Source organism: Variovorax sp. AC194 (assembly GCF_979257995.1).
The window spans coordinates 5,637,209-5,658,177 of the sequence record NZ_OZ409823.1; the positions used below are offsets into that span (position 1 = coordinate 5,637,209).

Consider the following 20,969-nt stretch of genomic DNA (forward strand, 5'->3'; position numbering starts at 1 on the left):
GTGTGAAGCGGTGTGCGCTTCGTTCGTTTACTCAACTCATTCAGGAGACCGACATGGAAACCACAGACCTTCGCCCGCTCGCGGTGGTGACGGGCGCCTCGTCCGGCATCGGCTTTCAACTGGCGCTGCTCGCGGCGCGCAACGGCTACGACCTGTTGATCGGCGCCGACGAGCCACTGGAACAGGCCGAGACCGAACTGCGCGTGCTGGGCGCGAACGTGACGTCGGTGCGCGCCGACTTCGCCACGCGCGACGGCGTCGACGCGCTGTTGACCGCCACCCAGGGCCGGCCCATCGACGCGCTCTTCGCCAACGCGGGCCACGGCCTCGGCCATGGCTTTCTCGACCAGGACTTTCACGACGTGCAGCACGTGATCAACACCAACATCACCGGCACCATCTATCTCGTGCAGTGCGTGGGGCGCGAGATGCGTCAGGCGGGCCAGGGCCGCATCCTGATCACCGGCTCGATCGCGGGCTTCCAGCCGGGGAGCTTCCAGGCGGTCTACAACGGCAGCAAGGCCTTCATCGATTCTTTTGCGATGGCGCTGCGCAACGAACTGAAGGGCACGGGCGTGTCGGTGAGCTGCCTCATGCCGGGCGTGACCGACACCCACTTCTTCGCCCGCGCCGACATGCTGGACACGCGCGTCGGCCAGCAGAGCGACAAGGCCGACCCGGCCGACGTGGCCAAGGCCGGCTTCGACGCGATGATGAAGGGCGAGAGCGGCGTGATCGCGGGCTGGCGCAACAAGATGCAGGTGGCGCTGTCGCGGGTGATGCCGGGGCCGAAGCTGGCGGAGCAGCACCGCAAGCTGGCGGAGCCGGGGAGCGCGGAGCGGAAGACGGCGTTGTCGTAGGCGGCCGTCCATCGCGCCGTCTGCCGCTCAAAGAAAAACCCTCCGGGCGGTGGACCACCGGGAGGGTTGTGAGGGCTTGGTGCCGCTTGTCGGAATCGAACTGACGACCTTCCGCTTACAAGGCGGGTGCTCTACCAATTGAGCTAAAGCGGCTGAATTTCTTCGGTGCGTGATTCTAAAGGCGCCGTTTCCGGCGCCTGTTACTTGACGCGCTTGAGCGACGGCCGCGAACCGCCACCGGCCGGCGGGCGCGGCGGCTCGTCGACGGGGCCGGTGGCCGAGTCGGCGGGCGCCGCATCGATCGTTTCGCCGCCGTCTTCGCCTGTGACCAGGTGAACGATCTTGCCGGCATCGCCTTCGGTGCCACGCGAGGCGTCGCGCAGCGGCATGCGCGCGGGACCCGTGGGCGAGGCCGGCACGTCGCCGTTGTCGCCCGCGGGCGCCGGCGCCGGTGCCGGAAACGCCATGCCCTGCCCGTTCTCGCGCGCATAGATCGCGATCACGCGCCCCACGGGCACGCTGATTTCGCGCGCACTGCCCGCAAAGCGGGCCTTGAACTCGATGAAGTCGTTGCCCAGCTTGAGCGAGCTGGTCGCGTCGAAGCTGATGTTGAGCACGATCTCGCCGTTCTTCACGTACTCGCGCGGCACCTGGACGGAATCGTCGACCTGCACCGCGACATAGGGCGTGAACCCGTTGTCGGTGCACCATTCGTACAGCGCCCGGATGAGGTACGGGCGGGTGGAGGACGACTCGAGCGCGTTGATCATGAAAAAGACTGCGGAGAACGGTACGGTGGGCGCAGGCTTACTTGCGCATGACCTTTTCGGAAGGCGTCAGTGCTTCGATGTAGGCCGGGCGCGAGAAGATGCGCTCAGCGTACTTCAGAAGCGGTGCCGCGTTCTTGCTCAGGTCGATGCCGTAGTAGTCCAGGCGCCAGAGCAGCGGCGCGATGGCCACGTCGAGCATCGAGAAGTTGTCGCCCAGCATGTACTTGTTCTTGAGGAACACGGGGGCCAGTTGCGTCAGGCGGTCGCGGATGTGCGAGCGGGCCTTTTCGATGGCCTTCTCGTTGCCCTTGGTGGTGCGGTTCTCCAGCGTGGAGACGTGCACGAACAGTTCCTTCTCGAAGTTGAGCAGGAACAGGCGCACGCGGGCGCGGTCGACCGGGTCGCCGGGCATCAGCTGCGGATGCGGGAAGCGCTCGTCGATGTACTCGTTGATGATGTTCGACTCGTACAGGATCAGGTCGCGCTCGACCAGGATCGGCACCTGGCCGTACGGGTTCATCACGCTGATGTCTTCGGGCTTGTTGTAGAGATCGACGTCGCGGATCTCGAAGTCCATGCCCTTTTCGAACAGAACGAAGCGGCAGCGGTGGGAAAAGGGGCAGGTCGTTCCTGAATACAAGACCATCATGGCGAGAGACTCCTAAAAATCAAAAAGAGTGGGTCGCGTTGGCAACCCACTCTGTGGGACCGGATGCACGGGGCATGACCGGTCGGCGTGGACGGAACTACTTGACGTCTTTCCAGTACGAGGCGTTCAGTCGCCACACAAAAATCACCGACATGGCCAGGAACAGCAGGACCCACACGCCGATGCGGATGCGGGTGTTCTGCGCGGGCTCGGCCATCCACTGCAGATAGCTCACCAGGTCGCCGACCGCATTGTCGTACTGCACGGGCGTCAGGGTGCCGGGCGTGACCTGCTCCCACTTGCCCGTCAACACTTCGGTTTCGTGGCCGTGCTGCTCGACCTTGGTGTAGACCGGCCGGCGTTCGCCCTGCAGTTCCCACAGGGGGTTGGGCATGGCGACGGCCGGGAACGCGAGGTTGTTCCAGCCGGTGGCCTTGGTGTCGTCGCGGTAGAAGGTGCGAAGGAAGGTGTAGAGGTAGTCGGCGCCGGTGCCGCCGTGGCCGGCACGCGAGCGCGCGACCAGCGTGAGGTCGGGCGGCGTGGTTCCGAACCAGTCCTTGGCCTGGCGCGCGTCGATGTTGGCCTTCATGGTTTCGCCGACCTTGTCGGTCGTGAACAGAAGGTTGTCCTTGATCTGCTGCTCGGTGATGCCGATGTCCTGCAGGCGGTTGTAGCGCATGAAGGCGGCCGAGTGGCAGCTGAGGCAGTAGTTGACGAACAGCTTGGCGCCGTTCTGCAGCGCCTGCACGTCGTTCGTCTTGTTGGGTGCCTTGTCCCAGGCCAGGCCGCCCGATTCGGCCGATGCGGCGGCGGAAAAGGTCAGCCCCAGCGCCAGACCCATGACCGCGAGCCAGCCGGAAATTCTTTTCTTCATCGTGTTTCTCTCAAGCTCTTGCACTTCTCGTGTCTCGTCTCAATGCGCGGCGAAGACCACGCGCTCGGGCACGGGCTTGAATTCGCCCTTGCGGCTCCACCAGGGCATCAGGAGGAAGAAGCCGAAGTAGAAGAGCGTGCCGATCTGCGAGATGGTCTGGGCGATGTCCAGCTTGAACGAGCCGATGCCCAGTTCACCCCAGACGCCGGGCGGCTGGATGCCCAGGTAACCCAGGATCAGGAAGAAGAAGACGAAGACGCCGTACACATACTTGTGCCAGCTCGGGCGGTAGCGGATCGACTTGACTTCGCTGTGGTCCAGCCACGGCAGGAAGAACAGGATGATGACCGAGCCGCCCATCACGACCACGCCCCAGAACTTGGCATCGAAGGCCTTGAGCAGGAAGATGGCCACGGCCGCCACGACGACGATCGCGATCTTCAGCGCCGTGCCCGACTTGCCCTTGACGAAGTTCAGGATGGCAGCCGCGCCGATGATGAGGGCGAACACGTTCACCATGTCGTCGGTGGTCGCGCGCAGCATCGAATAGAACGGCGTGAAGTACCAGACCGGGGCGATGTGGTTGGGCGTCTTGAGCGAATCGGCCGGGATGAAGTTGTTGTACTCCAGGAAGTACCCACCGGCTTCGGGCGCGAAGAAGATCACCGCCGAGAAGATCGTGAGGAACACCACCACGCCGAAGATGTCGTGCACCGTGTAGTACGGATGCGACGGAATGCCGTCGAGAGGATGGCCGTCGGGGCCGCGGTTGGCCTTGATCTCGATGCCGTCGGGGTTGTTGGAACCCACTTCGTGCAGCGCGATCAGGTGGGCCACCACGAGGCCCAGCAGCACCAGCGGCACGGCGATCACGTGGAAGCTGAAGAAGCGGTTCAACGTGGCATCGCTCACCACGTAGTCGCCGCGGATCAGGAGTGCCAGGTCAGGACCGATGAACGGAATGGCCGCGAACAGGTTCACGATCACCTGGGCGCCCCAGTAGCTCATTTGCCCCCAGGGCAGCAGGTAGCCCATGAAGGCTTCGGCCATGAGGCACAGGAAGATCGCGCAGCCGAACACCCAGATCAGCTCGCGCGGCTTGCGATAGCTGCCGTACATGAGGCCGCGGAACATGTGCAGGTACACCACGATGAAGAACGCCGAGGCGCCCGTCGAGTGGATGTAGCGGATGAGCCAGCCCCAGGGCACGTCGCGCATGATGTACTCGACCGATGCGAACGCCTGGTTCGCGTCGGGCTTGTAGTGCATCACCAGGAAGATGCCGGTGACGATCTGGATCACCAGGACCAGCATCGCCAGCGAGCCGAAGATGTACCAGAAGTTGAAGTTCTTCGGCGCGTAGTACTTGCCCCACTGGTCGTTCCAGAGCTTGGTCAGCGGGAAGCGGTTGTCGACCCAGTTGAGCAGCTTGGCGCCGGCGGGCGCATTGGGGGAAATTTCGTGGTATTCAGCCATGTTCTTCTTCTGCCTCAGGCCTTCTTGGAGTCTTCACCGATCAGGAGCTTGGTCTCCGACAGGTACATGTGCGGGGGCACAGGCAGGTTGTCGGGGGCGGGCTTGTTCTTGAAGACGCGGCCGGCCAGGTCGAACGTGGAACCGTGGCAAGGGCAGAGGAAGCCGCCTTCCCAGTCGGCCGGCAGCGAAGGCTGGGGGCCGGCCTGGAAGCGGTCGGTCGGCGAGCAGCCCAGGTGGGTGCAGATGCCCACCACGACCAGCACGTCGGGCTTGATCGAGCGGTGCTCGTTCTGCGCGTACTTGGGGGTGAATTCGTCGGGGTGGCGCTTGGAAAGCGGATCGGCCAGCTGGCCGTCCAGCTTGGGCAGCTCGGCGATCTGCTCCGGGGTGCGCTTGAGGATCCAGACCGGCTTGCCGCGCCATTCGACGGTCATTTTCTCGCCGACCTTCAGGCCCGAGATGTCGACTTCGACAGCGGCGCCGGCGGCCTTGGCCTTCTCGGAAGGCTGGAAAGTGCTCACAAATGGAACTACGGTGGCCACGCCACCCGCTACGCCGGCACAGCTGGATGCGATCAACCACGTCCGCTTGCTTGTGTCGATCCGGGGCGAGCCGGAGGTCATGTCACTCATGGGGATCCTCTTGTCTTCTTCGCTGGAGCAGGGGTCAACCCGCGATTGTAGCGGGCCGCTGCAGGGATATTCAATGGGCGCCATGCGCGTGGCCGGCGGCCGATGGTCGGCGCGGCGCGTCCGAGGAGCGCCGGCCATGCCACGGCGAGGGCGGCAAGGGCAGCAAGGGCCCTCGCCGGACGCGCTTCAGTTCAGAAGCCCGTGCTGCGTCGCCTCGTGGACCGCTTGCGTGCGCGACTTGACCGCGAGCTTGCGATAGATGCTCTTGGCGTGGAACTCGATCGTGTTGACCGAGAGGTACACCGCCTCGGCGATCTGCCGGTTGCTCCAGCCCTGCGCGATCAGGCGCAGCACCTTGAGTTCGCGCGGGGACAGCAGCGCCGGCACGGAGCGCGGCGCCGGTTCGGCGCGCGGCTCGATCCGCGGCTCGGTGCGGATGGGCTCGATCGTGCGCGTCTTCGCCGAAGCCGCGATCAGCCCGAGGATGCGCCGCGCGACGCGCGAGTCCATCGGCGCGCCGCCGCGCTCGATCGAGCGCAGCAGGAATGACAACTCCATGTCGTCCGCTTCCGTCAGCAGGTAGCCGATAGCGCCCGCGGAGATCGCGGCGTTCACCAGTTCGTGATCGTCCGACGGCGACATGGCGATGGTCTCGATCTGCAGGTAGGTCCGGCGGATGTGGGCGATCAGCGAGACGCCTTCGCTGCGCGGCAGGCGCATGCCCACCAGCACGAGGTCGTAGGGCAGCGAGGCCAGCAGGTTGCACGCTTCGGAGCGCGTGGAGGCCACCACGACGCGGCGGCCCGGCGCAAGGTTACCCAGTATGCGTCGCATGCGGTCGGCCACCGCGGGATCGTCCTCGACGATCAATGCGCCATGAAAGATGCTCACGTACGACAGCTGCGACGCCGACGGCATCGGGGCTGTTCTCACAGGGTGACAGGAAAGATTGATGGCCACGCGCTCGCCCCTCTTCGCTACGCAAGGTAGCTTCCAAATGTTGACTTTCGTTTCAGATGTCGCAGGAACAATGCCCGCGCGGAAACACGTCAACCGGAACACCGGGGTCAGGACGAGTAGTACTTTGATTTCATTGGGAAATTCATCAAAAAAGAGGCGTTGAACGCCCTCTCGACACGGCCTCTTCGAGGCCGTTTTAGCGCCGTTGTTACGCGCTTGTGACGACGCGTGTTACGTAGCACCGGGCCACGCGGAACACGCCGCAAAACGCTGCGCGAGGGGCCCATCCCATGTTCACGTGATGCCCGCGAAGCCGCATGGGCAGTGGCTTTGCGGTCCATCGGCCAACGCGCCGCCGGCGTATCTGCCAAACCACATAGGCCGAGAACTACGGATACCGGTGATGTTCACCGGAGGACTCGATTTCTAGCATTCGTTGCATTGGGTAACTCAATGAAACCCAACCCTGCTTCGAGGCTGCGAGGGACATGTCGGGCTCGCGAAGTTGTCACTTATCCATCAAGGAAAACAGTCCAAATGACTACACGCAAGAACGCCGGTTCAGTTCGCACCATCACCATCACCCGCTACACGGGTGTCAGCCGCGTCCTCGCTTCTGTCCTGGTGGGTGCGGGCTTCGTCATGACGTTGCCCATGGCACAGGCGCAGGTCACCATCGGTGGCAACGCCATCGCCACGCCGAGCAATCCTTTCGGCACCGGTGGCCCCCTCACCAACAACAACGGCGTGCTGAATGCTGGAGGCGGCATCACCACGACAACGCTCTCCGCCGCAAGCCTCAGCAGCACCGCGCTCACGGCCAGCAACGGGACTATCCGCACGCTGAGCGCCACGAGCATCACCGCCGGCACCGTGACCGCGACCAGCATCAGCTCGGGCAGCATCTCTGCGGCCAATGGCACGCTCGGCACGTTGAGTTCCACCAGCATCAGCTCGACCAGCCTGAGTGCCGGCACTGTCACCGCCACCAGCATCAGCACGGCCAACGTGTCGGCCACCAACGGCACCATCACCAACCTGAGCGCCGGCACCGTCAGCGCCGCCAGCGTCAGCGCGACCAACGTCTCGGCCACCAACGGCACGATCACCAACCTGAGCGCCGGTACCGTCAGCGCCGCCAGCGTCAGCGCGACCAATGTCTCGGCCACCAACGGCACGATCACCAATCTGAGCGCCGGTACCGTCAGCGCCGCCAGCGTCAGCGCGACCAACGTCTCGGCCACCAACGGCACCATCACCAACCTGAGCGCCGGTACCGTCAGCGCCGCCAGCGTCAGCGCGACCAACGTCTCGGCCACCAACGGCACCATCACCAACCTGAGCGCCGGCACCGTCAGCGCCGCCAGCGTCAGCGCGACCAATGTGTCCGCTACCAACGGCACCATCAACAACCTGTCCACCACCAGCATCTCGGCCAACACGGGCACGATCAACACGCTGAGCTCCACCAGCATCACGGCCGGCACGGTCAGCGCGGGCAATGTGACCACCGGCAACCTGTCGTCGGGCAACGGCACGATCCAGTCGCTCACCTCGACCAACATCCTGGCGACCGGCGTGACCGCGACCAACGTCCTGGCAACCGGCGTCACATCGACGAGCGTCCTCACGACCAACCTGACGGCCAACACCGGCAGCATCTCGACGCTCACCTCGACCAACGTCAGCACCACGCAGCTGACGGCATCGAACGGCACGATCAACACGCTGAGCGCGACCAACGTCAGCACGACCAACCTGTCGGCTTCCAATGGCACGATCAACACGCTGAGCGCGACCGATGTCAGCACGACGAACCTGTCGGCCAGCAACGGCACGATCAACACGCTGAGCGCGACCAATGTCAGCACGACCAACCTGTCGGCCAGCAACGGCACGATCAACACGTTGAGCGCGACCAACGTCAGCACGACCAACCTCTCGGCCAGCAACGGCACCGTCAACACGTTGAGCGCCACCAACGTCAGCACGACCAACCTGTCGGCCAGCAACGGCACGATCAACACGCTGAGCGCCACCAATGTCAGCACGACCAACCTGTCGGCCAACAACGGCACGATCAACACGTTGAGCGCAACCAACGTCAGCACCACCAACCTGACGGCAAGCCGCGCCACGATCAACACGATCAGCGCCACCAACGTGAGCACCACCAACCTGTCGGCAGCCAGCGCAACCATCAATGCACTGACCGCCAACACGGTGGCCGCGACCACGGTGAACGCCAGCACGGTCAACGCAAGCACGGTGAACGCCACCACCGTCAACGCCAACACCGGCAACTTCCAGACGCTGACGGCCGCCAACGGCAACATCACGGTGCTGAACACGCAGACCGGCAACATCACCACGATCAACGCGGTGACCGGCAACGTCACCACCTTGAACGCAGGCACGGTGAACGTCACCGGCAACGTGACGGCGGGTGGCACGATCACCGCAGGCAACGGCGTGGTCGCCAACGGCCGCGTGCAGAACGTGGCGCCCGGCATCCTGCCGACGGACGCAGCCAACATCTCGCAGTTGAACCAGGTTCGCAGCGAAGTGCAGGACATGCGCAAGACGGCCAGCACCGGCGCGGCCATCGCGCTGGCTGCGGCCTCGGTGCCGGCGCTCGAAGCGGGCAAGAGCTTCGGCATCGGCGTGGGTGTGGGCTCCTACGACGGCCGCTCGGCGGTCGCCGCGGCAGCCAGCTTCCGCCTGAGCGAATCGGCCCAGATCAAGGTGAACTTCGGCAGCGGCAACAACGGCAAGGTCGGCGGCGGCATCGGCGCCTCCTGGTCCTGGTAATCCGCCCGCGGGCACCCTCGGCGCCGATGCGCGAGGGGTGCCCCCGAGGGTGAAATCGAAGGCCGGCACCTATACTGGGTGACCGGTCTTTTTCGTTGCAGCAAGGGGTCGGGGCCGGTGTTCTCGGCGGCCCTTTCGACCCGTCCATCACATGGCCTCATGACCACTTCCTCCATCGCGCCCCTTGGCTCCGAAGACAACATCGAGGACAACGCGCCTGGCCTGCTGGAGCAAGGCCTCGTGCTGCACCGCCAGGGCCTCTTCGCCGAGGCGCTGAAGGTCTACGAAACGCTGCTCGCCCGATTCCCCGAACACGCGGACGCGCTGCACCTGACGGGCGAGGCGCTGTACCGGCAAGGCCGCCCGCGGCTGGCGCTCAACTATGTGAACCGCGCGATCGTGCAATCGGCGCATCACTTCTACTTCAACACCCGCGCGACGATCTTCATGCACCTGGGCCTCCTGGCCGAGGCGCAGCAGGACCTGCGCCGCGCGATCAAGGCATTCGCGAACTACCCCGAGGCGTACGTGAACCTGTCGGCGGTCTACCGCCAGCAGAAAAAATTCCGGCAGGCGCGCGAGGCCGCGGCCGATGCCACGCGCCTCGCGCCGCAGGTGCCTGCGGCATGGAACAACGCCGGCGCGATCGACATGGAACAAGACCGCTTCGACGAAGCCGTCGTGCAGTTCCAGCAGGCCCTGAAGCTCGACGCGAACTACACCGCCGCCCACAAGAACATCGGCAAGATCCGCGCGCACCAGAAGGACTGGGCCGGCGCCCTCGCCTCGCTGCAACAGGCCACGGCCGATGCGAGCGACTTCGAGGCTTCGTACCTGCTCGCTCGCGCGCTGCTCAGCGCCGGCCGCACCGAGGACGCCATCGCGCCCATGCAGCACGCCATGCGCAACTGGCCGGCCGAGGAGCGCCACAAGGCGCTGTCCGATCCCGAAGGCGTGGCGGCGCTTTATGGCGTGTGCGGCGCGCTGGAGGGCGTGTCGATGCGCTTCGCGGAATCGGCCGAGCTCTACAAGCTCGCGCTCGAGAGCCTGCCCGAGCACGAGCTGCTGCTGAACAACCTGGGCACGGTGAACTTCCGGCTCGGCCATTTCGACACCGCCATCGAGGTGCTCAAGAAGGCGCTCGACGTGCACCCCAAGCAGGTGCTCGCGCGCTGCAACCTGGGCGTGACCTACGTGATGGCCGGCCGGTCGGAGGACGCCATCGCGGAGTTCGAGCAGTGCCTGCGCGACGACCCGAACTTCATGCCCGCCATGGTGTGGATGCTGGGCGAGAAGGCCCACATCGCCGACTGGCGCGGCGTGCCCGAGCTGCGCGAGAAGATCGCCGCGCAGCTGGACAACCCGGGCAACGACCAGACGGTGTCGTCGTTCATCCTGATGTCGAACTACGACGACGCGCGCCGGCTCATGGCGTGGACGCAGCGCTCGGCCACGCTGGCCGACAGGAACGCGGGCATCAAGGCTTTTGCCGATGCCGGCGCACGCCGCACCTCGCCGCGCATCCGCGTGGGCTACTACTCGTTCGACTTTCGCAACCACCCGGTCGCGCACCTCACGGCCGAGCTCTTCGCGCGGCACGACCGCAAAGACTTCGAGGTGTTCGCGTACTCCTACGGCCCCGACGACGGCCATCCGGCGCGCGCCCGCATCGCCGCGTCGGTGGAGCATTTCGTGGACATGCAGGGCCAGTCGATCCAGCAGATGGCCGAGCGCATCCGCGAGGACGAGGTCGACATCCTCATTGACCTCTCGGGCGACACGCGCGGCGCCAAGCCGCAGGTGATGGCCTACCACGCGGCGCCCGCGCAGCTCATGTGGCTGGGCTACATGGGCACCAGCGGCACGCCGAACTACGACTACCTGGTGTCCGACAACTTCCTCTCGCCGCCGGGCACGGAAGACTGCTATTCGGAGAAGCTGCTGCGCCTGCCCGAGACCTTCCAGGTGATCGACTCGCAGCGCCCCACCAGCCCCGCGAAGGCCACGCGCGCCGACCACGGGCTGCCCGAGGACGCCTTCGTGCTGTGCAACTTCTCGCAGTCCTTCAAGATCCAGCCGGAGACCTTCGCGGCCTGGGTGCGCATCGTGCAGCGGATTCCGAACGCGGTGCTCTGGCTCGCGCAGGGCCCGAGCGGCTTCGAGCCCAACCTGCGCGCGCAATGGGAGGCCGCGGGCCTGCCGGCCGAGCGGCTCATCGTCTCGCCGCGCATGCCGATCGACAGGCACCTGGCGCGCATCGGCCTGGGCGACCTGTTCATCGACACCTTCCCCTACAGCAGCGGCGCCACCGCCAACGACGTGCTGTGGGCCGGCGTGCCGCTGCTCGCGCTCACGGGCACGACCATGGTCTCGCGCATGGCGGGCAGCCTGCTGGGCGCCATCGGGCTGCCGGAGCTGGTGGCGACGAACCACGACGAGTACGTCGAGAAGGCCGTGCACTACGCCACGCATCCGGACGAACTGGCGGTGCTGCGCGGCCGGCTGGCCGAAGCGAAGGCCGCGCGCCGCGGCTACTTCGACACGCCGCGCTTCGTGCGGCACCTGGAAGACGGCTTCCGACAGATCGCCGCGCGCAGCCGTGAAGGGCTGCCGCCGGAGCACATCGGCGTTGCGCTGCGGCCGCTGGAGAAGTGAGCAATCGCGGGCATACTCGGCTCTCCTTCAACAGCAGAGCTCCAGCAGCCTTTTGAATCATGAGCATCCTCAGTGAATTCAAGGAATTTGCCGTCAAGGGCAACGTCATCGACCTGGCGGTCGGCGTGATCATCGGCGCGGCGTTCGGCAAGATCGTCGACTCGCTGGTCGCCGACATCATCATGCCGCTGGTGGGCGTGGTGTTCGGCAAGCTCGATTTCTCGAACCTCTACGTGGTGCTCGGCACAGCACCCGCCGGCGTGGCCAACACGCTGGCCGACCTGAAGAAAGCCGGCGTGCCGGTGCTGGCCTATGGCAGCTTCATCACCGTGGCGGTCAACTTCGTGATCCTCGCGTTCATCATCTTCATGATGGTCAAGCAGGTCAACAGGCTGCGGAAAACCGAAGTGGCGGCGCCCGCCGCACCGGCCGCGACGCCGGAAGACGTCATGCTGCTGCGCGAAATCCGCGACAGCCTCAAGCGTCCCTGAGTTCTTTCAGGCGCTCCCGAGCGTCCTTGCCATGCGAAGCGCCTCGACGAGGCTCGACGCATCGGCCAGGCCCGTGCCCGCGATATCGAACGCGGTGCCGTGATCGGGGCTGGTGCGCACGAGCGGCAGCCCCAGCGTCACGTTCACGCCCTTCTCCACGCCGAGGTACTTGACCGGGATCAACCCCTGGTCGTGGTACATCGCGATCACCACGTCGAACTCGCCGCTGTCGGGCACGCCGTGCCTCGCGCGAGCGCGCATGAACACCGTGTCGGGCGCGTGCGGCCCGTTGGCGTCGATGCCTTCGGCGCGCGCCGCGGCGATGGCCGGCGCGATGATCTCGCGCTCTTCCGAACCGAACAGGCCGCCCTCCCCCGCGTGCGGATTCAGGCCCGCCACGCCGATGCGCGGCGCGCGGCCCAGCGCATGCGACAGCGCCCGGTGCGTGATGCGCAGCGTCTGCAGCACGCCCTCGAAATGCACCGCCTCGATGGCATCGCGCAGCGACATGTGGATGCTCACGAGCACGGTGCGCAGTTCGTCGTTGGCCAGCATCATGCGCACCGGCACGTCGGTAACACTGCGGCCCAGGTGCGCGGCCGCCTCGGCCTGCAGCAGCTCGGTGTGGCCGGGGTAAGGAAAGCCGGCCGCGGCCAGCGCCTCCTTGTGCAGCGGCGCGGTCACGATGGCGGCGATTTCGCCGCGCAGCGCCGCCCGCGCGGCCCAGACCACGCAGTCGCCCGCCGCGCGGCCGGCCTCGGCGCTGACCTGGCCGAGCACGATGTTCGCCGGCGGCGCGATCACCTGCAGCACCGGAATGCAGCCGGGCGGCACAGTTGCCGCCTCGGCCACGGTCTCGATCTGCGCGACGGGCCATGCGGGCTGTCCCGGTCCGGCGAGCGATTGCGATGCGCGCCGCAGCGTGGCCACGTCGCCGGCCACGAAGGCGCCACGGGTCGCATCAGGGGCGTCGCGGAAGGCCTTGGCGATGATCTCGGGACCGATGCCCGCGGGATCGCCCAGCGTGATGGCGATGGCTCCGCTCATGCAGGGTTGTCGATGTCGATGAACTCGTGCTTCAGCCCGAGCTGCACCGCCACATGTGCGGCCACGGCCTGCGCGCCGTAGCGCTCGGTGGCGTGGTGCCCGCAGGCGAGGAACGCCACGCCCATCTCGCGCGCATAGTGCGCCTGGGGCTCCGAGATCTCGCCGGTGATGAAGGCATCGGCGCCGGCCGCGATGGCGGCCTCGAAATAGCCCTGGGCGCCACCGGTGCACCAGGCGATGTTCTTGATGGGGCGGTGCGCCGTGTCGAGCAGCGTCACGGGGCGTTTGAGCACCTTCTCGACGTGCGTGGCCAGCGCCTTGGCACTGGCGAAGTGCTCACCGTTCTCGCGCGCCCCGAGGAAGCCGAGTTCCTGCTCCCCGAACCGCCCGCCAGAACCCCCGTGCGCCACGAGCCCCAGTTGCAGCCCGAGCTGCGCGTTGTTGCCCAGTTCCGGATGCGCATCGAGCGGCAGGTGGTACGCGAAGAGATTGACGTCGTCCCCCAGCAAAAGGCCCAGCCGCTGCTTCATCCAGCCGGTGACGCAGCCGTCCTGGCCGCGCCAGAAGAGGCCGTGGTGAACGAAGATGGCATCGGCCTCGGCGTGAATCGCGGCCTCGATCAGCGCGCGGCTGGCGGTCACGCCCGAGACGATCTTGCGGACCACGGTGCGCCCTTCGACCTGCAGGCCGTTGGGTCCGTAGTCCTTGAAGCGTCCGGGGGCCAGCAACAGGTCGAATGCGTGGAGCAGTTCGTGGCGTGTGGTGCTCATCGCGACATTGTCGCGCCGCCCGGGGCCCCGACGCCATCGCGCATGGCATGGCCGCGTGCGGCCAGTGGCCACAGCGCGAGCAGGAAACCCAGCGCCGCGAGGGCCGCGACGTAGTGCGCCGGCGCCATCGGGTCGCGCTGCAGCCAGAGCGTGAGGATCACCGGCGTGAGCCCGCCGAAGACCGCGTACGACATGTTGTAGGCGAACGAGAGCCCCGTGAAGCGCACCGGCGCGGGGAAGGCGCGCACGCCCGCGATCGGCACCGTGGCGATGGTGCCCACGAAAAAGCCCACCAGCCCGTAGTGCCAGAACAGCGTGGCCGGCGTGCCGGGCAGGCCCGTGTAGAACAGGTAGGCCGTGGCGAAAAGGCCGCCCCAGCCGACGAGCATCACCGCGCGCGTGCCGATGCGGTCGCTAGCCCAGCCGACGATCACGCAGCCGATGGTCAGCGTCAACGTGGCGAGCGCGTTGGCTTCCAGCGCCAGCGCGGCCGGGATGTGGTGCACTTTCTGCAGGTAGGTGGGCGTGTACAGCACCACCACCACGATGGCTGCCGACAGCACCCAGGTCTGCAGCGCCACGTACACGCAGGCCAGCCGGTGCTCGCGCAGCACGGTGCGCAGCGGCAGCTCGCGGGCGACCGACTTCAGGCCGGCCAGCTCCTTGAAGACCGGCGTCTCGTGCAGGAAGCGGCGCAGGTACACCGACACCAGCCCGAACACGCCGCCCAGGATGAAGGGAATGCGCCAGGCGAAATCGCTCACCTCCCCGGGCGAGTAATGGCGGTTGATGGCCACCGCCACCAGCGACCCCAGCAGGATGCCGCCGGTGATGCCCGAGGTCAGCGTGCCGATGCCCAGGCCGTAGCGCCTGGCCGGCACGTGCTCGCCGACGAACACCCAGGCGCCGGGCATTTCGCCGCCGATGGCCGCGCCCTGCAGCACGCGCATCGCCAGCAGCAGGAGGGGCGCCGCCACGCCGATGCTCGCGTAGGTGGGCAAAAGGCCGATCACCAGCGTGGGCGCGGCCATGAGGAAGATCGACAGCGTGAACATGCGCTTGCGGCCCAGCAGGTCGCCGAAATGCGCGATGACGATGCCGCCCACAGGACGGGCGAGGTAGCCCGCCGCGAAGATGCCGAAGGTCTGCAGCTGCCGCAGCCAGTCGGGCATGTCGGTGGGGAAGAAGAGCCCGCCCAGCACCGTGGCGAAGAAGACGTAGATGACGAAGTCGTAGAACTCCAGCGTGCCGCCGAGGGCCGAGAGGGCGAGGGTCTTGTAGTCGCGCGCGTCGAGCGTGCGGGCCGGAGCGGGCTTTTTTGCGCCGTCCGCGAGGGTTGCTTCTGAAGTCATGGCTGGCAGGGAAATCGTGATCGCGCGCCGTCGCCAAACCGGATGGGAAAAACGGGACATGGCGCGCTGACGAAACGCCTGGCCGCATCCGCCGGGTGGGCAGCGCGGGAGGCCTGGAAAGGTGGGAGCCGGGTGGGATCGCTGCGCGATGCTAGGGGTTATCCCGTATTCACGCAGCCGGGCTTGGCCAATCTCGACCGTGCGGCGCGGTCTATGGTCAACCCCATTGAGGGACAATCGCACGCATCGCCGTCGCAGGCGGTGTCTTCAAACGTCTTTTCATCAAGTTTTCATGAAACGCACCTGGCTGCTCTTTGCCCAAGCCGTGACCGTCCTCTTGGCGGCCTATTTCGTCGTCGCGACGCTCAAGCCCGAATGGATCAACAAGCGCGCGACCTCGCTCGGCGGCGTGGTGTCGATCGTCGAGGCCCCGGCCGGCGCCCCGAGCGTGCCCGCCGTCGGCAGCCTGAGCGCGGCGGCCAAGAAGGCCTCGCCGGCGGTGGTGAGCATCAACACCAGCAAGGCGGCCCAGCGCCATCCGCGCAGCAACGACCCCTGGTTCCGCTTCTTCTTCGGCGACCAGGCCGACCAGCCCCAGGTGGGCCTGGGCAGCGGCGTGATCGTGAGCACCGACGGCTACATCCTCACCAACAACCACGTGGTCGAGGGCGCCGATGAAATCGAGGTGACCCTGAACGACAGCCGCCACGCGCGCGGCAAGGTGATCGGCACCGACCCCGACACCGACCTGGCGGTGCTCAAGATCGAGCTCGACAAGCTCCCGGTGATCGTTCTGGGCAACTCCGACGAACTGCTCGTGGGCGACCAGGTGCTGGCCATCGGCAACCCCTTCGGCGTGGGCCAGACCGTGACCAGCGGCATCGTCTCGGCGCTCGGCCGCAACCAGCTGGGCATCAACAATTTCGAGAACTTCATCCAGACCGATGCGGCCATCAACCCCGGCAACTCGGGCGGCGCGCTGATCGACGTCAACGGCAACCTGCAGGGCATCAACACCGCGATCTATTCGCGCTCGGGCGGCAGCATGGGCATCGGCTTCGCCATTCCGGTGTCGATGGCCAAGATCGTGCTCGAGGGCATCGTGAAGGAAGGCCAGGTGCGCCGCGGCTGGATCGGGGTCGAGCCGAACGACCTGTCGCCCGAACTGGCCGAGACCTTCGGCGTGAAGGCCGATGCGGGCGTGATCATCACCGGCGTGCTGCAGAACGGCCCCGCCGCCAAGGCCGGCATCCGGCCGGGCGACGTGATCACCTCGGTGGGCGAGAAGAAGACCGACAACGTGCAGGCGCTGCTGACCGCCGTGGCGGGCCTGAAGCCCGGCGACACCGCGCGCTTTGCGCTGCAGCGCGGCAGCGACAAGATGGAGCTGGACGTGACGCCGGGGCTCAGGCCGAAGAGCCCGGTCCGGCAAGTCCCCAATCAGCAGGAATAAAAGGCTCGCCCCCAGGCTTCGCGCACTTCGTGTCGCTGCGCCTACCCCCTACCGGGGGCAACACCTGAGGCCCGGCAAAGCCGGTTCCTCGGTGTTTCCGGCGAAGCGGATTCGGTGAAGGCCTCAGCTTGACGCTGAAGAGTCGGCGTTTTCTTCTTCAGGCTTCTTGCCACTCTGCGCGAAGTAACGCGCGCCGATGATGCCCACCTCGTACAGCAGGCACATCGGCACCGCCAGCGCGAGTTGCGACACCACGTCGGGCGGCGTGAGCACCGCGGCCACCACGAAGGCCACCACGATAAAGTAGCCGCGGAAGGACTTGAGCTTCTCGATGGTCACCATCTCGAAGCGCACCAGCAGCATCACCACGATCGGCACCTGGAAGGCGACGCCGAACGCGATGTAGAGCGAGAGGATGGCCTCCACGTACGACGAGATGTCGGGTGTGGCAGCCACCGCGGCGGGCGTGAACTTCTGGATGAAGCTGAACATCTTGTCCAGCACGAAGAACTGCACGAAGGCGATGCCCGCATAAGCCAGCATGCTGCCGAAGAAGATCAGCGGCAGCGCAAAGCGCTTCTCGTGGCTGTAAAGGCCAGGCGCCACGAACATCCAGGCCTGGTACATGAGCCACGGCAGCGCCAGCAGCACGGCCGTCATCATCAGCACCTTGAGCGGCACGAAGAAGGGCGAGAACACGCCGATGGCGATCAACTTGGCATCCGGCGGCATGTGCGCGCGGATGGGCATCGCGATCAGGTCGATCAGCCCGCCCGGGCCGGGCCAGATGGACAGCAGGATGCCGGCGATCGCCAGGCCGTAGACGCAGTAGAGCAACCGGTCGCGAAGCTCGACCAGGTGCTGCACGAACGGCTGCTCGGTGCCCGCCAGCTCGTCTTCTTTGTCTTTGTTCTTGTCGTCGGAATCGGCCATGGGGAAAGGAAAGAGCGTGGCTTCGGCCGGCGTGCGGCAAGCGAGAAACGCGGGGGTGTTGAAGCGCTAATTGATCTTGTGGGGGCGAAAGCGCGCAACCCGCGCCGCACCCGACAATGCCTTGGTCCGCACGCCGTTGCGCGCCTTGTACCAATTCGGCGTGGCGCCCTGCTTCAGGCGCCAGTTCTTGCGGGGGTGCTTGTACTCGGGCACCGGGGCTTCGGGCTCGGCCAGGGCCGAGAGCGTTTCGCCGGAGCCGGAGAACTGCTTCTCGAATTCGCTCGCGCCGGTGTGGATGTTGTGCTCGACGTCGCGCGCCGCATCCTCCACCGTGGTCTTCATCTTGCGCAGTTCGTCCAGCTCCATCGAGCGGTTGACTTCGGCCTTGACGTCGTTCACGTAGCGCTGCGCCTTGCCCAGCAGGGTGCCCACCGTGCGGGCCACGCGCGGCAGCTTCTCCGGCCCGATGACGATCAGCGCCACGACGCCGATCAGCGCCAGCTTCTCAATGCCGAGGTCGAGCACGTGCGGTCCGCGCTCAGGACTTCTGACGCGCTTCGACGTCGATCGTCTTGTCGCTGTTGGCCGGCTGGCCGGTCACTTGCGCCGCGGGGGCCGAAGCCGCCGATGCGTCGGTGGTGGGGTTGCCGTTGGCATCCTTCATGCCGTCCTTGAAGCCCTTGACGGCGCCTCCAAGGTCCGAACCCATGTTCCGCAGCTTCTTGGTGCCGAAGATCATGACCACGACGAGCAGCACGATCAGCCAGTGCCAGATAGAAAAAGAACCCATGGAAGACTCCTAAGAATGTGTCCGATTTTAGTCGGTCGGAATGTGACAGTTTGGCTTGACGAAAGTCAGCCGCGAAGCCATGGCCGGGGACCGCCCATGACGTGCACATGGAGATGGTGAACCTCCTGCCCGCCCTCGGTGCCGGTGTTCACGACGACGCGGTAGCCGCCGTCCGGATAGGGCCTGCAGCCCTGCTCCAGCGCCAGCCTGGGCGCCAGGGTCATGATCTTGCCCATGAGCGCGGCGTCCTCGGGCGTGAGCTGCGCCATCGAGGCGATGTGCTTCTTGGGCACCAGCATGAAATGCACCGGCGCCCAGGGCGCGATGTCGTGGAAACCGAACAGGTCCTCGTCTTCGTAGACCTTGCGCGAAGGGATCTTGCCTTCGACGATTTTGCAGAAAACGCAGTTCGGATCAGATGACATCTTTGGGTTCCATCGGGCGGTTGTCGTTCATGCGGATCATGCCTTTCACGATCCGGTACAGGAACCACAGCGAAATCAGGCTCCAGGCAATCCAGCCCGGAATGAAAAAGAGCAGCCACAGCCACGAGGTGACGATGTACAGGAGGCCGGCCCAGAGCACAGAGCGGATGCGCCAGCTGAAGTGCGAGGCCTGCCAGGTGCCGGCCGCGTCGTCGCGCTTGACGAAATCGATCACCAGGGCCACGAGCAGGATGACGACGGAGGCCTGAGCCCCCGGGAGGACCGCGCCAATGGCCACGATCAGGTGCAGGATGTAGCTCACCCAGCCCCAGGTCTTGAGCGATTCGTCGGGTTCCACGTTCACGATGTCGTTGGCCATGGAATGTCCTTTCAATCGTTGCTTGCTTCGCGGGCCTGCACCTTGCGCAGGGCTTTTTCCTCGATGCCGCTGGTGCCCTCGCGGCGCTCGAGCTCCGCGACCACTTCTGCCGGCGAGAAACCGTAGTGCGCGAGCGCCACCATGGTGTGGAACCACAAGTCGGCCACTTCGTTCACTATTTTCGAGCGGTCGCCGCCGTGGTCGGCGTCCTTGGCGGCCATCACGACCTCGGTGGCTTCCTCGCCGATCTTCTTCAAGAAAGCGTCGGGGCCCTTGTGCAGCAGGCGCGCGACGTAGCTCTTCTCGGGGTCGCCGCCGTTGGCAGGCAGGCGGGTCTCGATGACCGCGGCCAGGCGTGCGAGGCCATCGGAAGTGTTGGAGGTGGTGTTCACGGTGCCGGTCATTTGTAGATCGATTCCGGGTCTTTCAAGACCGGCTCCACCACGGTCCACTGGCCCTTTTCGTACTTGCTGAAAAAGCAGCTGTGGCGGCCGGTGTGGCAGGCGATGCCGGGCTCGTGGCCCAGCTGGGTGACCTTGAGCAGCACCACGTCGTTGTCGCAGTCCATGCGGATCTCGTGCACGGTCTGCACGTGGCCCGATTCCTCGCCCTTGAACCACAGCTTGTTGCGCGAGCGGCTGAAATACACCGCGCGGCCCAGCTCAGCGGTCTTCTCGAGCGCCTCGCGGTTCATCCAGGCGAACATCAGCACGTCGTTGCTGCCTTGTTCCTGCGCGATCACGGGTACGAGTCCGTTCGCGTCCCACTTCACTTCATCGAGCCATTTCATGGGCGGTATTGTCGGGGATGGGGCAAAGACCCCTCAGCGGCCGATCAACGGTCGATTCGCACGGGAATGCCCCGCGCGGCCATGCGGGCTTTCGCCTCGCCCACGGTGTGCTCGCCGTAGTGAAAGATGCTGGCGGCCAGCACCGCATCGGCGCCGCCGGTCTGGATGCCGTCGGCCAGGTCGTCCAGGTTGCCGACGCCACCCGAGGCGATCACCGGCACGCTGACGGCATCGCTCACCGCACGGGTGAGCGCGAGGTCGAAGCCGCTCTTGGTGCCGTCGCGGTCCATGCTGGTGAGCAGGATCTCGCCCGCGCCGCGGCGCGCCATCTCGGTGGCCCACTGAACCGCGTCCATGCCCGTGTTCTTGCGGCCGCCGTGGCTGTACACGTCCCAGCCCGGGCCGCGCGTGGCCGCCTCTTCGGGCGTGCGGCGCTTGGCATCGATGGCCACGACGATGCACTGCGAGCCGTATTTCTGCGAGGCGTCGTTGATCACCTGCGGATCGGCGATGGCGGCCGAGTTGAAGCTGGTCTTGTCCGCGCCCGCATTGAGGAGCCGGCGTACATCGGCCACCGTGCGCACGCCGCCGCCGACGGTGAGCGGAATGAAGACCTGCGAGGCCACCGCCTCGATGATCGGCAGGATCAGGTCGCGCCCGTCGCTGGTGGCGGTGATGTCCAGGAAGGTGAGCTCGTCGGCGCCCTGCGCGTTGTAGCGCGCGGCGATCTCGACCGGATCGCCGGCATCGCGCAGTTCGAGGAAGTTGACGCCCTTGACGACGCGGCCGCCGGTGACGTCGAGGCAGGGAATGATGCGTTTGGCAAGCATGGGAATGTGAACCGGAAGGAAA

The 20,969-nt window shown here is 66.1% G+C and carries 22 protein-coding genes and 1 tRNA gene; 5 read left to right on the forward strand and 18 right to left on the reverse strand.

What is annotated here, in order from left to right:
- The first annotated feature begins 53 nt into the window (after positions 1 to 53).
- Positions 54 to 860: an SDR family NAD(P)-dependent oxidoreductase gene (locus ACZYRS_RS26760; RefSeq protein WP_463421644.1), complete on the forward strand. Its 807-nt coding sequence runs from the start codon at positions 54 to 56 to the stop codon at positions 858 to 860.
- Between the two features lie 77 nt (positions 861 to 937).
- Here the strand turns inward: ACZYRS_RS26760 and ACZYRS_RS26765 are convergent.
- The 7 genes from ACZYRS_RS26765 to ACZYRS_RS26795 form a co-directional block, all read right to left on the reverse strand.
- A tRNA-Thr gene (locus ACZYRS_RS26765) sits at positions 938 to 1,013 on the reverse strand.
- A gap of 47 nt (positions 1,014 to 1,060) precedes the next feature.
- Positions 1,061 to 1,630, reverse strand: coding sequence for a ClpXP protease specificity-enhancing factor (locus tag ACZYRS_RS26770; protein WP_198788841.1), 570 nt, complete (start codon positions 1,628 to 1,630; stop codon positions 1,061 to 1,063).
- A gap of 37 nt (positions 1,631 to 1,667) precedes the next feature.
- Positions 1,668 to 2,279: a glutathione S-transferase N-terminal domain-containing protein gene (locus tag ACZYRS_RS26775; RefSeq protein WP_042579119.1), complete on the reverse strand. Its 612-nt coding sequence runs from the start codon at positions 2,277 to 2,279 to the stop codon at positions 1,668 to 1,670.
- Between the two features lie 97 nt (positions 2,280 to 2,376).
- Entirely contained in the window at positions 2,377 to 3,153 is a 777-nt protein-coding gene (locus ACZYRS_RS26780) for a cytochrome c1 (RefSeq protein WP_463421645.1), read from the reverse strand.
- A 39-nt stretch (positions 3,154 to 3,192) separates the two neighbouring features.
- Positions 3,193 to 4,629, reverse strand: a complete 1,437-nt coding sequence (locus tag ACZYRS_RS26785) for a cytochrome b (RefSeq protein ID WP_463421646.1) — start codon at positions 4,627 to 4,629, stop codon at positions 3,193 to 3,195.
- A gap of 14 nt (positions 4,630 to 4,643) precedes the next feature.
- A complete protein-coding gene (petA, locus tag ACZYRS_RS26790) occupies positions 4,644 to 5,261 on the reverse strand; it encodes a ubiquinol-cytochrome c reductase iron-sulfur subunit (protein ID WP_198788838.1) in 618 nt (205 codons plus the stop codon).
- 186 nt (positions 5,262 to 5,447) lie between these two features.
- Positions 5,448 to 6,179, reverse strand: a complete 732-nt coding sequence (locus tag ACZYRS_RS26795) for a response regulator transcription factor (RefSeq protein ID WP_463422543.1) — start codon at positions 6,177 to 6,179, stop codon at positions 5,448 to 5,450.
- A gap of 579 nt (positions 6,180 to 6,758) precedes the next feature.
- Here ACZYRS_RS26795 and ACZYRS_RS26800 point away from each other — a divergent pair.
- From ACZYRS_RS26800 to mscL, 3 genes are all read left to right on the forward strand, one after another.
- Positions 6,759 to 9,032, forward strand: a complete 2,274-nt coding sequence (locus ACZYRS_RS26800; protein ID WP_463421647.1) for a YadA-like family protein — start codon at positions 6,759 to 6,761, stop codon at positions 9,030 to 9,032.
- A 159-nt stretch (positions 9,033 to 9,191) separates the two neighbouring features.
- Entirely contained in the window at positions 9,192 to 11,687 is a 2,496-nt protein-coding gene (locus tag ACZYRS_RS26805) for a tetratricopeptide repeat protein (protein WP_463421648.1), read from the forward strand.
- Between the two features lie 59 nt (positions 11,688 to 11,746).
- A complete protein-coding gene (gene mscL, locus ACZYRS_RS26810) occupies positions 11,747 to 12,178 on the forward strand; it encodes a large conductance mechanosensitive channel protein MscL (protein WP_463421649.1) in 432 nt (143 codons plus the stop codon).
- Between the two features lie 6 nt (positions 12,179 to 12,184).
- On the opposite strand, the gene pdxA is transcribed toward mscL, so the two are convergent.
- From pdxA to ACZYRS_RS26825, 3 genes are read right to left on the reverse strand one after another with little or no spacing between them, the layout of a single operon-like run.
- The gene (pdxA, locus tag ACZYRS_RS26815; protein WP_463421650.1) at positions 12,185 to 13,225 is read right to left on the reverse strand and encodes a 4-hydroxythreonine-4-phosphate dehydrogenase PdxA; all 1,041 of its coding nucleotides are present in this window, start codon (positions 13,223 to 13,225) and stop codon (positions 12,185 to 12,187) included.
- On the reverse strand, positions 13,222 to 13,995 hold the full coding sequence (locus tag ACZYRS_RS26820; protein WP_463421651.1) for a Nif3-like dinuclear metal center hexameric protein: 774 nt from the start codon (positions 13,993 to 13,995) through the stop codon (positions 13,222 to 13,224). The genes pdxA and ACZYRS_RS26820 overlap by 4 nt, the downstream gene beginning before the upstream one ends.
- Positions 13,992 to 15,347 (reverse strand): MFS transporter, encoded by a 1,356-nt coding sequence (locus ACZYRS_RS26825; RefSeq protein WP_463421652.1) that lies wholly within the window; start codon positions 15,345 to 15,347, stop codon positions 13,992 to 13,994. Before ACZYRS_RS26825 ends, ACZYRS_RS26820 begins: the two co-directional genes overlap by 4 nt.
- A gap of 292 nt (positions 15,348 to 15,639) precedes the next feature.
- Between ACZYRS_RS26825 and ACZYRS_RS26830 the strand changes: the two genes are divergently transcribed.
- On the forward strand, positions 15,640 to 16,800 hold the full coding sequence (locus ACZYRS_RS26830) for a S1C family serine protease (RefSeq protein WP_463421653.1): 1,161 nt from the start codon (positions 15,640 to 15,642) through the stop codon (positions 16,798 to 16,800).
- 123 nt (positions 16,801 to 16,923) lie between these two features.
- Here ACZYRS_RS26830 and tatC read toward each other — a convergent pair whose 3' ends face one another.
- The 8 genes from tatC to hisF form a co-directional block, all read right to left on the reverse strand.
- The gene (tatC, locus tag ACZYRS_RS26835) at positions 16,924 to 17,733 is read right to left on the reverse strand and encodes a twin-arginine translocase subunit TatC (protein ID WP_463421654.1); all 810 of its coding nucleotides are present in this window, start codon (positions 17,731 to 17,733) and stop codon (positions 16,924 to 16,926) included.
- A 66-nt stretch (positions 17,734 to 17,799) separates the two neighbouring features.
- The gene (tatB, locus tag ACZYRS_RS26840) at positions 17,800 to 18,258 is read right to left on the reverse strand and encodes a Sec-independent protein translocase protein TatB (protein ID WP_198788828.1); all 459 of its coding nucleotides are present in this window, start codon (positions 18,256 to 18,258) and stop codon (positions 17,800 to 17,802) included.
- 13 nt (positions 18,259 to 18,271) lie between these two features.
- Positions 18,272 to 18,523 (reverse strand): Sec-independent protein translocase subunit TatA, encoded by a 252-nt coding sequence (gene tatA, locus ACZYRS_RS26845; protein ID WP_042579106.1) that lies wholly within the window; start codon positions 18,521 to 18,523, stop codon positions 18,272 to 18,274.
- Positions 18,524 to 18,588: 65 nt separating this feature from the next.
- Positions 18,589 to 18,948: a histidine triad nucleotide-binding protein gene (locus tag ACZYRS_RS26850; RefSeq protein ID WP_463421655.1), complete on the reverse strand. Its 360-nt coding sequence runs from the start codon at positions 18,946 to 18,948 to the stop codon at positions 18,589 to 18,591.
- Positions 18,938 to 19,327: a DUF4870 family protein gene (locus ACZYRS_RS26855; protein WP_198788826.1), complete on the reverse strand. Its 390-nt coding sequence runs from the start codon at positions 19,325 to 19,327 to the stop codon at positions 18,938 to 18,940. Before ACZYRS_RS26855 ends, ACZYRS_RS26850 begins: the two co-directional genes overlap by 11 nt.
- 11 nt (positions 19,328 to 19,338) lie before the next feature.
- Positions 19,339 to 19,719 (reverse strand): phosphoribosyl-ATP diphosphatase, encoded by a 381-nt coding sequence (locus ACZYRS_RS26860; RefSeq protein ID WP_443083377.1) that lies wholly within the window; start codon positions 19,717 to 19,719, stop codon positions 19,339 to 19,341.
- Positions 19,720 to 19,727: 8 nt separating this feature from the next.
- Positions 19,728 to 20,126: a phosphoribosyl-AMP cyclohydrolase gene (gene hisI, locus ACZYRS_RS26865; protein WP_198788864.1), complete on the reverse strand. Its 399-nt coding sequence runs from the start codon at positions 20,124 to 20,126 to the stop codon at positions 19,728 to 19,730.
- 35 nt (positions 20,127 to 20,161) lie between these two features.
- The gene (hisF, locus tag ACZYRS_RS26870) at positions 20,162 to 20,947 is read right to left on the reverse strand and encodes an imidazole glycerol phosphate synthase subunit HisF (protein ID WP_257864711.1); all 786 of its coding nucleotides are present in this window, start codon (positions 20,945 to 20,947) and stop codon (positions 20,162 to 20,164) included.
- Positions 20,948 to 20,969: the final 22 nt, after the last annotated feature.

Bases quoted from the DNA above. Each gene is read 5' to 3' on its own strand.
- ACZYRS_RS26770 (WP_198788841.1), bottom strand. From the start codon at position 1,630: ATGATCAACGCGCTCGAGTCGTCCTCCACCCGCCCGTACCTCATCCGG.
- ACZYRS_RS26830 (WP_463421653.1), top strand. From the start codon at position 15,640: ATGAAACGCACCTGGCTGCTCTTTGCCCAAGCCGTGACCGTCCTCTTG.
- hisF (WP_257864711.1), bottom strand. From the start codon at position 20,947: ATGCTTGCCAAACGCATCATTCCCTGCCTCGACGTCACCGGCGGCCGC.
- ACZYRS_RS26805 (WP_463421648.1), top strand. From the start codon at position 9,192: ATGACCACTTCCTCCATCGCGCCCCTTGGCTCCGAAGACAACATCGAG.
- ACZYRS_RS26795 (WP_463422543.1), bottom strand. From the start codon at position 6,179: ATGCCGTCGGCGTCGCAGCTGTCGTACGTGAGCATCTTTCATGGCGCA.
- ACZYRS_RS26855 (WP_198788826.1), bottom strand. From the start codon at position 19,327: ATGGCCAACGACATCGTGAACGTGGAACCCGACGAATCGCTCAAGACC.
- pdxA (WP_463421650.1), bottom strand. From the start codon at position 13,225: ATGAGCGGAGCCATCGCCATCACGCTGGGCGATCCCGCGGGCATCGGT.
- ACZYRS_RS26800 (WP_463421647.1), top strand. From the start codon at position 6,759: ATGACTACACGCAAGAACGCCGGTTCAGTTCGCACCATCACCATCACC.
- ACZYRS_RS26825 (WP_463421652.1), bottom strand. From the start codon at position 15,347: ATGACTTCAGAAGCAACCCTCGCGGACGGCGCAAAAAAGCCCGCTCCG.
- ACZYRS_RS26780 (WP_463421645.1), bottom strand. From the start codon at position 3,153: ATGAAGAAAAGAATTTCCGGCTGGCTCGCGGTCATGGGTCTGGCGCTG.
- ACZYRS_RS26785 (WP_463421646.1), bottom strand. From the start codon at position 4,629: ATGGCTGAATACCACGAAATTTCCCCCAATGCGCCCGCCGGCGCCAAG.
- petA (WP_198788838.1), bottom strand. From the start codon at position 5,261: ATGAGTGACATGACCTCCGGCTCGCCCCGGATCGACACAAGCAAGCGG.
- ACZYRS_RS26820 (WP_463421651.1), bottom strand. From the start codon at position 13,995: ATGAGCACCACACGCCACGAACTGCTCCACGCATTCGACCTGTTGCTG.
- ACZYRS_RS26775 (WP_042579119.1), bottom strand. From the start codon at position 2,279: ATGATGGTCTTGTATTCAGGAACGACCTGCCCCTTTTCCCACCGCTGC.
- mscL (WP_463421649.1), top strand. From the start codon at position 11,747: ATGAGCATCCTCAGTGAATTCAAGGAATTTGCCGTCAAGGGCAACGTC.
- tatA (WP_042579106.1), bottom strand. From the start codon at position 18,523: ATGGGTTCTTTTTCTATCTGGCACTGGCTGATCGTGCTGCTCGTCGTG.
- ACZYRS_RS26850 (WP_463421655.1), bottom strand. From the start codon at position 18,948: ATGTCATCTGATCCGAACTGCGTTTTCTGCAAAATCGTCGAAGGCAAG.
- ACZYRS_RS26760 (WP_463421644.1), top strand. From the start codon at position 54: ATGGAAACCACAGACCTTCGCCCGCTCGCGGTGGTGACGGGCGCCTCG.
- tatC (WP_463421654.1), bottom strand. From the start codon at position 17,733: ATGGCCGATTCCGACGACAAGAACAAAGACAAAGAAGACGAGCTGGCG.